The sequence below is a fragment of the Brevundimonas sp. genome (genome assembly GCF_036963785.1).
Lineage (GTDB): Bacteria > Pseudomonadota > Alphaproteobacteria > Caulobacterales > Caulobacteraceae > Brevundimonas.
The window spans coordinates 1-9,549 of record NZ_JBALUS010000010.1; the positions used below are offsets into that span (position 1 = coordinate 1).

Sequence of the window (9,549 nt, forward strand, 5' to 3'; positions counted from 1 at the left end):
GACACGTCGTTGACATTGTGCCAGCCCGCGTCGATCGCGCCATACCAGCCATTCGGCTCAGCCGAAGCCGCACCAGCACCCAGTGCAAGCGCCGCAGCGGCGCTGGACGCCAGGATTAAACTCTTAACACGCATCGGTGAATGCCCTCCGCAGCCTTCGTTGAAATATGCGACGGACACGCCGCCTCGCGCTCCTAATAACAGCGTCGACCCGGCAGGTCGAGGCTCATCTGACTCGCAAAACGCCTAAACTATGGCAGCGTGATACCGAAGATACAGCCTCAGGTCGCCGTCGCCGGCGTCTCTCCGGCCGCATCAGCGCGCAGCCGCGCCTCGCAGGCGGCGAATTCATCCGCCGTATCGACATCCCAGCCCCGCTCGACCGGCATGACATAACCCAGGGTACCCTCCGGCCGGAAGGTTCGCTCGCCCGAGAGTCGCTCCGGACGGGCCACATAGACGGCGCCATTGATCACAAAGGTGTCCGCCAGGACGTCCGGCGGTGCCTGCAGGCCACCGTTCTTCTCCATCTGCACGTGAAAACCGGCCGGCTTGGACAGGGGCGATACACTGACCACGGCGGGCGCTCCGCGCGCGTCGGCCAGGGCCACGGCGGCATCGATGTCGGCCGCCCGCCTCAAGGGCGAAGTCGGCTGCAGCAACACCACATAGTCCCAGTCCCCGCCGACCTCGCTCAGGGCATGTTCGACCGCATCGATCACCGAGGCCTCGGGGCCTGACAGGGCCGCCGGGCGGGCAAACGGGGCCGGGCAGCCCATCTCTGCGGCGAGGTCCAGCACCGCCGGATCGTCGCTGGAGACGACAATCCGGTCCAGCACCTGCGACCCCTGGGCCGCCGCCAGCGTCCAGCCGATCATCGGTCGTCCCGCCAGCATCCGGGTGTTCTTGCCGATCATCCGGCGCGAGCCTGCCCGTGCCGGAACAATGCCGATCACCCGCCTGTCGCCGATCATCGTGCCCTCCGCGCGCCGCTCGTCTGCCGCAGCGCCATCTGAAGGTGCGCCCGCTTATGGACGGTTAACGCCACACCGTCCTGCGTGTCTGCTTCTTGCGCCGCCGCCGTCACCGCCTATCCTGCCCTCATGTCCGTTCCCCCGCCCTCATCGGCCCTGCCCGGCCAGACCGGCCCACTCCGGCACCTGTCGATCGTGCGGGCCCTGATGCTGCGCGAGCTGATCACCCGCTACGGCCGCGAGGGGCTGGGGTTTCTGTGGGTGATCGGCGAACCCCTGGTCTTCTGCCTCGGCGTGGTGCTGATGTGGAACCTGATCCGGCCCGAATATGAGCACGGCATCCGGCTGGGGCCCATGGTCATGACCGGCTATATGGCCTTGCTGCTGCTGCGCCATCAGATCAGCTTCAGCCTGTCGGCGCTGCAGGCCAACACCGGCCTGCTGCATCACCGGGCGATCGCCGTCCTGCATATCTATACCTCGAGAAACGCCCTCGAATTCCTGGGCACCACGGCCGCCTTCATGGTCGTCTATCTGCTGCTCGGATTTCTGGGCGAGGTTTCTCCGCCGCACGACTGGGGCCTGGTGTTCGGCGGCTGGCTGCTGCTGGCCTTCCTCGGACTGGGGCTGGCCCTGGTCTTCAGCGCGCTGGCCCAGCGGTTCGCCTTCATGGAACGGATCGTGCCGCTGCTGACCTATGCCCTGATCCCCATGTCGGGGGCCTTCTTCATGGCCTCATGGGTGCCGCCCGTCTGGCGGGATGCCTATCTGCTTATCCCCCTGCCCCACGCGGTCGAGATGATCCGGGCAGGGGTCTTCGGCCCCTTTGTCGAAACCCACTACGACGGCCTCTATGCCTTTGGCTGGGGGCTGGCCCTCAATCTTCTGGGCCTGCTCCTGATCGCCGGAGCCCGCGACCGGATCGACGCCGAGTGATCCCGACCCTCCGAACCGATAGCCTGTTTGCCCGTCACGGGTTATCAGTCGCGTCATGACCGATCCCGTGCCGGCAGCCGCCCCTCACCGCCCGTCGCCCCGGCAGCGCCTGCGCCTGCCCGAGCTGCCCCGCTGGGCGCCGTCCTGGCCGTTCCTGATCTGCGTGATCCTGCCGACCCTGCTGGCGGCCTTCTACTTCCTGCTGATCGCCTCGCCCCGCTATGTGTCCGAGGCACGCTTCATCGTCCGTCAGGCCGGACAGGGTCAGCCGGATGCCCTCGGCCTGACCCTGCAGGGCGTCGGCCTCAGCGCCACCCAGACCGATGCCTTCGCGGTCCATGACTATATGCGCTCGCGCGATGCGGTGGCCGAACTGGACCAGTCGCTGGACCTGTCGCGTCTGCTGGGCCCGCCGGGCGCCGACATCCTTTCGCGCTGGCCCCGCCCCTGGGAAAGCCGCAGCCGCGAGGGCCTGCACAAGGGCTATCAGCGCTTCGTCACGGTTGGTTATGACGCCACCACCGGCATCAGCATCCTGCGGGTCGAGGCTTTCCGGCCCGAGGACGCCAAGCGTCTCACCGAGGCCCTGCTGGCCGGCGGCGAGGGGCTGGTCAACCGGCTGAACGCCCGCTCGGTGGCCGATGCGGTGACCCAGGCCGAAACCTCCCGCGATGAAGCCCGCGAGCGGCTCAGCGAAGCCCAGCGCCGGCTGGTCGCCTTCCGCAACCGCGAGCGCTTCATCGACCCGTCGATGGTCGCGGCCGAGGGCGCAGGCCTGATCGGCGAACTGTCCGCCACCCTGGCCGGCCTGCGCGCCGAACGGGCCCAGCTGGCGGCCGAGGCGCCGCAAAGCCCGCAACTGCCCAGCCTCGACAACCGCATCGCCGCCTATGAGCGCCAGATCTCGGCCGAGCGCGCCAAACTGGCCGGGGCGGCGACCTCGCTGGTCCCCGCCGTCAGCGCCTATGAGGACCTGGTCACCGAGCGCGAACTGGCCGACCGGCAGCTGTCCGAGGCCACCGCCGCCCTGCTCGCGGCCGAGCGCGATGCCCGGCGTCAGGCCCTGTACCTGCAGCGGGTGGTGACCCCCAGCCTTGCCGACGAGCCGACCCTGCCGCGGCGCTGGCTGTCGATCCTGATCGTCCTGATCGGCAGCCTTCTGCTGTACGGGGTCGGCTGGCTGGTCTGGTCGGGCCTGCGCGAGCACCGGCAGCAGGGATGACGGACGGGATCGCCCCTGTTCCTGATCCCGGTCTGGTCGTCACCGGACTGGCCAAGGCCTGGGCCCCCGGCCGCACGCCGGTCTTTGCCGATGTCGACTTTTCCCTGTCACGCACAGGCCGGCTGGCGCTTTTGGGCCGCAACGGCCAGGGCAAGTCGACCCTGATCAAGGTGCTGGGCGGGGTGCTGCGTCCGACCGCCGGTCAGGTCCGCTGGCGCATGCCCGCCTCCTGGCCGATCGGCTTCGGCGGCGGCTTTCAGGGCAGTCTGTCGGGCCTCGACAACATCCGCTTCCTCGCCCGCCTGTATGAACGCGACTTCGACCATCTGCTGGCGCGCGTCGATGATTTCGCCGAGCTGGGCCAGGCCCTGAAACAGCCGGTCAAACACTATTCCTCGGGCATGCGGGCGCGGCTGGCCTTCGGCCTGTCGCTGGCCATCGAGTTCGACTGCTATCTGATCGATGAGGTGGTGGCCGTCGGCGACGCCCGCTTTCAGGAGAAATGCCGCGAGGAGCTGTTCGCCCGCCGCGCCGACCGCGCCTTCATCATGGCCTCGCACGACACCCATCTGGTCGAGCGGGAATGCGATCGCGCCCTGATCCTCGAGGGCGGCCAGGGGCGCCTCTATGACAATGTCCACGAGGCCGTTGAGGCGTACGGCTTCCTGAGAGCGGCCTGACAGGCGCGCCTCAGCGTCGCGACAACCACAGCATCCAGTCTTCCGGCTGGTCCTTGTCCAGCAGCTGGGCGCGGGTCACGGGCACCAGTTCGCTGTCATGGGTCACCGTCCGCAGGCGCCGATAGACCCCGACCAGCCGCTCCAGCAGCCCCAGCGGGTCGGAACAGCGGGCATGGTTGAACTCCAGCAGGATGTCCGGCCGGTCCCGGACGATCAACGGCCAGGCCCCCTCCAGCACGGCCTCCTCGGCCCCCTCCACGTCGATCTTGAGGAAGTCCAGCTTGGGCCACTCGGCCAACAGGGTATCCAGTCGGCCACTCCTGACCCGGGTCATGCCGGCCTGGTCGGCCCGCTCGTCGCCGACAACGCGGGCGTTCTTGGGATCGTCCTCGCGCATCTCGAAGGTCAGCAGCTTGTCGTCATGGGCGCCGACCGCCTGCTCGAACACTGTGGTCCGGTCCGCGAACCCGTTGACGCCGACCGTCCGCCGCAACAGCTCGGCTGTCTTTGGATGGGGTTCAATGGCGGCCACGCGCCCTCCGGGCCCGACCAGATCCGCCAGCAACAGGGTGAAATAGCCGTGGTTCGCTCCGGCATCGACAACCCTCATGCCCGGCTTGATCCGTTGCGCCAGGATCGGCGTCATCCATGGTTCCCAGATGCCGTCCAGCAGCAGATGGGGCGTAAAGCCGACATCCTGGGCGGTCAGGAACATCTTGTAGCGGCCCATGGCGCGGCACAGCATCACTCCGTCGCCCAGATAGACGGCCCGGGACAGCGCCCGACTGCGCCGTTCCAGTTCCCAACGATCCACCGTCAGCAGCTCATTGTGGCCGAGAAGGTTCAGTTCGGGCAGCGACGGGGATTCCACAATCATGTCCTGGGCTGAAAAGACTGACGCCCGTCTCATGCGGCCAAGCACGGCAGGACGCAACCTCTGCGGAAAATCGGGTTCCGGGTCGGGGGCCTGTGCGCCTCACTGGTTCTGGCTGTCTGCCTCTGCTAGCTCTGCCGGGACGAGGCGGACACCGCGTCCAGGGGCATGAATGGCTATCCGGTCCATCTTTCTGAAACTGCGGGCCATGGTGCTCGCGACGCAAGCGCAGCCCCGGGTCTCGCCGGTTCGTGCGCCACGGCGTCAGGCCCCCGCGCGCCGCATCTGGACCCCGGCCCTCCAGGTGCGCGAACCCCTGCCGTTCGGCCCGGCACCCGACCCCGCAACGACCACACGGTCTCGTACCCCCTTCAGCAGGACCCCGGTTCGTTCGGCGCGCGTCTGGGCACCGGCGCTGCAGACCCGCGAGGCCCTGCCGTTCGGCCCTGCGCCCGACGCAGCGACAACGACACGGTCGCGCACCCCCTTCCGGAGGACCCTGGTCCGTGCGGCCCGCGCCTGGGCACCGGCCATGGTCCGCCGCACCTTCCCCACGCCTCAGGAAGACAGTCCCGAGCACGTCGGCGACCTGATGCTGGCCCTCCCCGCTCCGGCCCTGCAGGTCGAGCCCGAGCCTGCGATCCAATCGGAACCGGAATACCTGCCCGAGCCCGGGCCCGAGCCCCAGCCCGACCCGGTGCCCGTCACCGTCCTCGCCGCCCCCGTCGAGACCCAGCGCTATTTCCCGATCAGCGCCGACATGGGGATCGCGCGGCTGACCGACGGCCATTTCGTCTATGTCGATCCGCTGGACGAAGCGGTGGGCGCCCATCTGATCGCGCGCGGCTATTGGGAGTCCTGGATCCACCAGGCCGTCTGCGATCTGGTCCAGCCCGGCGATCATATCATCGAGGTCGGGGCCAATTTCGGCGTCTACACCCTGGCCATGGCCCGGCTGATCGGCGAGGAGGGCTGCCTGCTCAGCTTCGAGGCCAATCCGGATCTGGCGGCCCTGGTGGAGCGCTCCATCAAATTCAACGGCTATGCCGGGCGCGCGCGACTGGTGGCCAAGGCGGCGGCCGATGCCCCGGGCGAGCTCAGTTTCGGCGTGTCCCGGCGCAATGCCGGGGGCGGCACCCTGTCCACCGATCCCAGCGGTCTGGGCACCGACAGCCGGCTGATCACCGTGCCCGCTGCCCGGCTGGATGATGAGGCCGATCAGGATGTGCGCCTGATCCGTATGGACGCAGAGGGCTCCGAGCCGCTCATCCTGCGCGGCGCCAAACGGCTGCTGAAGCGGCCGGACATTGTGGTGATCATGGAGTGGGACATCATCCAGATGGCCTCGCGGACCAATGTGCCCGACTATGTGGCCTGGCTGTCCGGCATGGGATTCCGCTTCTGGAAAATCCAGTTCGACTCCACCCTGCTGGAGGTCCCGGCCGCCGAGATGGCGACGCTCAGCTCCTGCGATGTGGTCATGTCGCGCGAACCGCCGCCGGGCGGAACGATCGCCTGATCTAGACCCAGCCCCAGTCGTCTTCGGGCTGAAGGGCCAGGGGCAGGTCGCCCAGGCTGTCGTGCAGGAACAGGTCATCACCCCGACCGGCCCAGAGCTCCAGCCTGAGGGCCAGACCCTCGGGCAGGGCATCCCTGCCGCTCAGAGCGTCCTCCGCTCCCGGCAGGACCTGCGGTCCGGCATCCAGCGCCGCCTTGCCGACGATGAAGTCGTCGCTCTCCAGACCCGGCAGCACCAGGGCGTCGCTGTCCTTGCCTCCGGACTCCTCTGGCGGAGAATACCTCCAGCCGGAGAAGCGCGGATCGTCGGCCGGAATAATCGAAGCCAGCGCCTCGGCCGGGGAGTCCTGCCCCAGGAAGATGAAGTCGGCCGCGGTCAGGTCGGCCATGGTCACGCCCTGCAGGACGATAATGTCGCCATTCCGCAGATTGATGGATCCGTCCGGGCCCACCTGACCGAAGTTGATGGCGAGCTGCTCGAAGCTGGTAAAGCCGTGGTCGCGCAGGTCGATGCGGTCACTGCCGATCGTGAAGTCGCCGATCACATCCGTGCCGGTGCCGCGCGTGAAGGCAAAGACGTCTGCGCCCGCCTCGCCGAACAGCACGTCGTTGCCGGCCCCTCCGGTCAGGACGTCATCGCCGTCTCCACCGAGGAGCCAATTCTCGCTCGCGCTTCCGACGATCAGGTTGTCGAGCTCATTGCCGACACCGAAGGCCGTGGTTCCCACCAGCACCAGATTCTCGACATTGGCGTACAGATAGACGCCGGCACCCGTCCACCGGACGTCCGCATAGACGGTGTCTACCCCACCTCCGACGTCCTCGAACGTCAGATCATCGCCGGTATCGACCCAGTAGAGGTCGTCGCCCTCATCCCCGTCCAGCAGATCGTAATCGGCGCTCAGAGAATCGCCGCGCAAAATGTCGTTCCCCGCGCCCCCGACCAGAATATCCGTGTCGAAGGACTGTCCGCCCCACAGGACGTCGTCGCCATCGCCGCCATAAAGGGCGTCGGCATCGCCGCCCCCGCGAAGCTCGTCGCTCCCCGCACCGCCGACCAGATAATCGATGCCGTCTCCGCCCGTCAGACGGTCATCTCCGTCCTCGCCGAACAGGCTGTCGTTGCCCGACCCTCCGTCGATCACGTCATTGCCGGCGCCACCGATGAGAAGATTCTGTCCCGAGTTGCCGGTCAGATAGTTGTCCAGCGCATTGCCCACGCCGTAGGCGTCTCCGGCGTCCGCCGACAGGGTCAGCTCCTCCAGACCGTCGTAGAGATAAAAGCCCGTCGACGCCGTAACCCGGTCGAAGCCTTCGTCGTCGTTCTCGAAAATCAGGTCTGCCTGGGTATCGACGACATAGTGGTCGTCGCCGGTGCCGCCATACATACGGTCCGTGCCGGTACCCCCGTCGAGCAGGTCGTTGCCTTCGCCGCCGTCAATCAGGTCGTCACCGTCGCCACCATACAGACTGTCCGCGCCGGCATTGCCCCGAATGGTGTCGTTACCCGCAAGCCCGTAATAGGCCTCGGGGTCGGCGCTACCCTCCCAGGTGTTGTCCTCGAGGGTGCCCATGATGGCGCCAAGGGAGTCTGGCGTGAACGCCGAGGCCGTGATGGTCGGCTGGCCGAGGAAGGCCATGAAGTAGTCCGACGGCGACAGCGTGCCGTCACCGTCCATGTCCGCCATCAGCCAGGTGTGGGTGCCGTCATACCAGGTCCAGAGTTGGCGAACACCGGGCGTCAGGTCGTCACTATCGGAATAGCGGGTCCCCATACTGAGGGTGAAGCCCGGGGTCTGGACCTGCCCCCGGAAACCCAGCGTCACCCCGAAAGGGAGATAGGTGTAATCCAGCCTGTCCCCATCACCCATACTGAAGTCGAGGATGAGGTTGACGGAGCCCGGGTTGAGGTCGGGCGTGTAGGTCCTCGCACCGACCCGGAACAGGTCAGCGCCGGCGCCGCCGGTCACCGTGCTGCCCCACTGCCCCAGGAGGAAGGAATCGTCACCCGCACCGCCGTCGGCCAGATCGCCGTTGAGACTGAACCGGTCGTGGCCGGCGCCCCCATAAAGTTCGTCACGGCTGGCGGTCCAGATACCATCCCAGCTGCTGAGGAAATCGTCACCGTCTCCCCCGTACATGATGTCCGTGCCATCGCCCGAGATCAGGCTGTCGTTCCCCTCCTCGCCATAGAGGCGGTTGGTGAACCCTGCATCTGTCCCCGATGTATTGGCGTCGAAGGCGGCATACAGGGTATCGTCCCCGGCACCCCCTCGCAGGGTATCACTGCCCTCCTGGCCTAGGAGATAATCATCCCCTGCGCCGCCGCTCAGGGTATCGTCGCCCTCGCCGCCGAAGATCTCGTCATCGCCACCAGCGCCATCTGCAAGATCGTCACCGGCTTCGCCGATGTAGAGATCCTCCGCCTCGCTTCCGGTCCAGACGTCGTCTCCCGATGTCCCGAAGACGGCCACAAAAGCACCGGCGACGAAGGACTGCTCGGTGATCAGAGGGCTGCCATCAAAAGCGATAAGAAGATCCGTGGCGTCCAGACGTCCATTGTCGTCCCGGTCCACGAACAGGAAGGTCTGTCCGCCTTCGGTCCAGGTCCAGGCATCGGTGACTCCATCGGACCCCAACGGAACCGGGTCGCCCTCCGCCAGCGGCGTGGACAGCGCGCCATTGAAGCGCAGATAGTAGGCCAGGTAGACGCCGTCGTTGACCCGCAGGTCCAGCCGATCGCCCTCCGCCGTCGAAAAGTCGGCGATCACATCCGTGAACCTGGAGGTGCTGGTCGGGGCAGAGAGCTTGAGCATGAACCGGTCCGCGCCGGATCCTCCGATCAGGCGGTCAACGGCACTGTCCGCGGCCTGATCGAAAAAGTCGTCGCCGCCGCCGCCGTCGATGACGTCGCTGCCGTTTCCTCCGAGCAGCGTGTCATCGCCCTCGCCTCCGAACAGCCGGTCATCGCCGTCGCCGCCGTCGATGTCGTCGTTCCCCCCCAGTCCGTAGACCAGGTCGTCCCCGCCATAGGCGTTGATTCGATCATTGGTCTCCGTCCCCGTCAGGGTGTCTGCGTCCTGGGTTCCCCGCACAATCAGCCGCTGGGGGTCGGTGTCCCCGGAGTCGGCGCCACGGGCCGTGATCACCGGGCCGTCGGCGTGAAGGCGTCCGTTCAGGCGGGCGAAGGCCATACTGCGTCTCCGTCAAGGGTGCGAGGTCGTCCCGGTCGACGAAGCGACGCCGAAGACAACCGTAGGTAGGAACGATCCGGGCTGCGACACGCAGCCCGGATCGTGAGCCCTACGCCCAGCCCCAGTCGTTTTCGGGCTGGAGGGCCAGGGGC

General features: G+C 67.3%; 7 protein-coding genes. 4 read left to right on the top strand and 3 right to left on the bottom strand.

The features are described from left to right. Positions 1-280: 280 nt before the first annotated feature. Positions 281-973, bottom strand: coding sequence for an acylneuraminate cytidylyltransferase family protein (locus V7672_RS15110; RefSeq protein ID WP_335625392.1), 693 nt, complete (start codon positions 971-973; stop codon positions 281-283). Between the two features lie 129 nt (positions 974-1,102). On the opposite strand from V7672_RS15110, the gene V7672_RS15115 reads away from it, so the two are divergent. Genes V7672_RS15115 through V7672_RS15125 form a run of 3 tightly spaced genes read left to right on the top strand, consistent with a single transcriptional unit; the run spans position 1,103 to position 3,811 of the window. Then, positions 1,103-1,909, top strand: a complete 807-nt coding sequence (locus V7672_RS15115; protein ID WP_335625393.1) for an ABC transporter permease — start codon at positions 1,103-1,105, stop codon at positions 1,907-1,909. A 55-nt stretch (positions 1,910-1,964) separates the two neighbouring features. Continuing rightward, the gene (locus V7672_RS15120) at positions 1,965-3,131 is read left to right on the top strand and encodes a chain-length determining protein (protein WP_335625394.1); all 1,167 of its coding nucleotides are present in this window, start codon (positions 1,965-1,967) and stop codon (positions 3,129-3,131) included. Further along, the gene (locus V7672_RS15125) at positions 3,128-3,811 is read left to right on the top strand and encodes an ABC transporter ATP-binding protein (protein ID WP_335625395.1); all 684 of its coding nucleotides are present in this window, start codon (positions 3,128-3,130) and stop codon (positions 3,809-3,811) included. The genes V7672_RS15120 and V7672_RS15125 overlap by 4 nt, the downstream gene beginning before the upstream one ends. A gap of 10 nt (positions 3,812-3,821) precedes the next feature. Here V7672_RS15125 and V7672_RS15130 read toward each other — a convergent pair whose 3' ends face one another. After that, positions 3,822-4,682 (bottom strand): FkbM family methyltransferase, encoded by an 861-nt coding sequence (locus V7672_RS15130; protein WP_335625396.1) that lies wholly within the window; start codon positions 4,680-4,682, stop codon positions 3,822-3,824. A gap of 175 nt (positions 4,683-4,857) precedes the next feature. Here V7672_RS15130 and V7672_RS15135 point away from each other — a divergent pair, with 175 nt between their 5' ends. Continuing rightward, entirely contained in the window at positions 4,858-6,204 is a 1,347-nt protein-coding gene (locus V7672_RS15135) for an FkbM family methyltransferase (RefSeq protein ID WP_335625397.1), read from the top strand. A 1-nt stretch (position 6,205) separates the two neighbouring features. Here the strand turns inward: V7672_RS15135 and V7672_RS15140 are convergent, their stop codons facing one another. Further along, complete coding sequence (locus tag V7672_RS15140) at positions 6,206-9,397, bottom strand: calcium-binding protein (RefSeq protein WP_335625398.1); 3,192 nt, start codon at positions 9,395-9,397, stop codon at positions 6,206-6,208. Positions 9,398-9,549 lie beyond the last annotated feature (152 nt).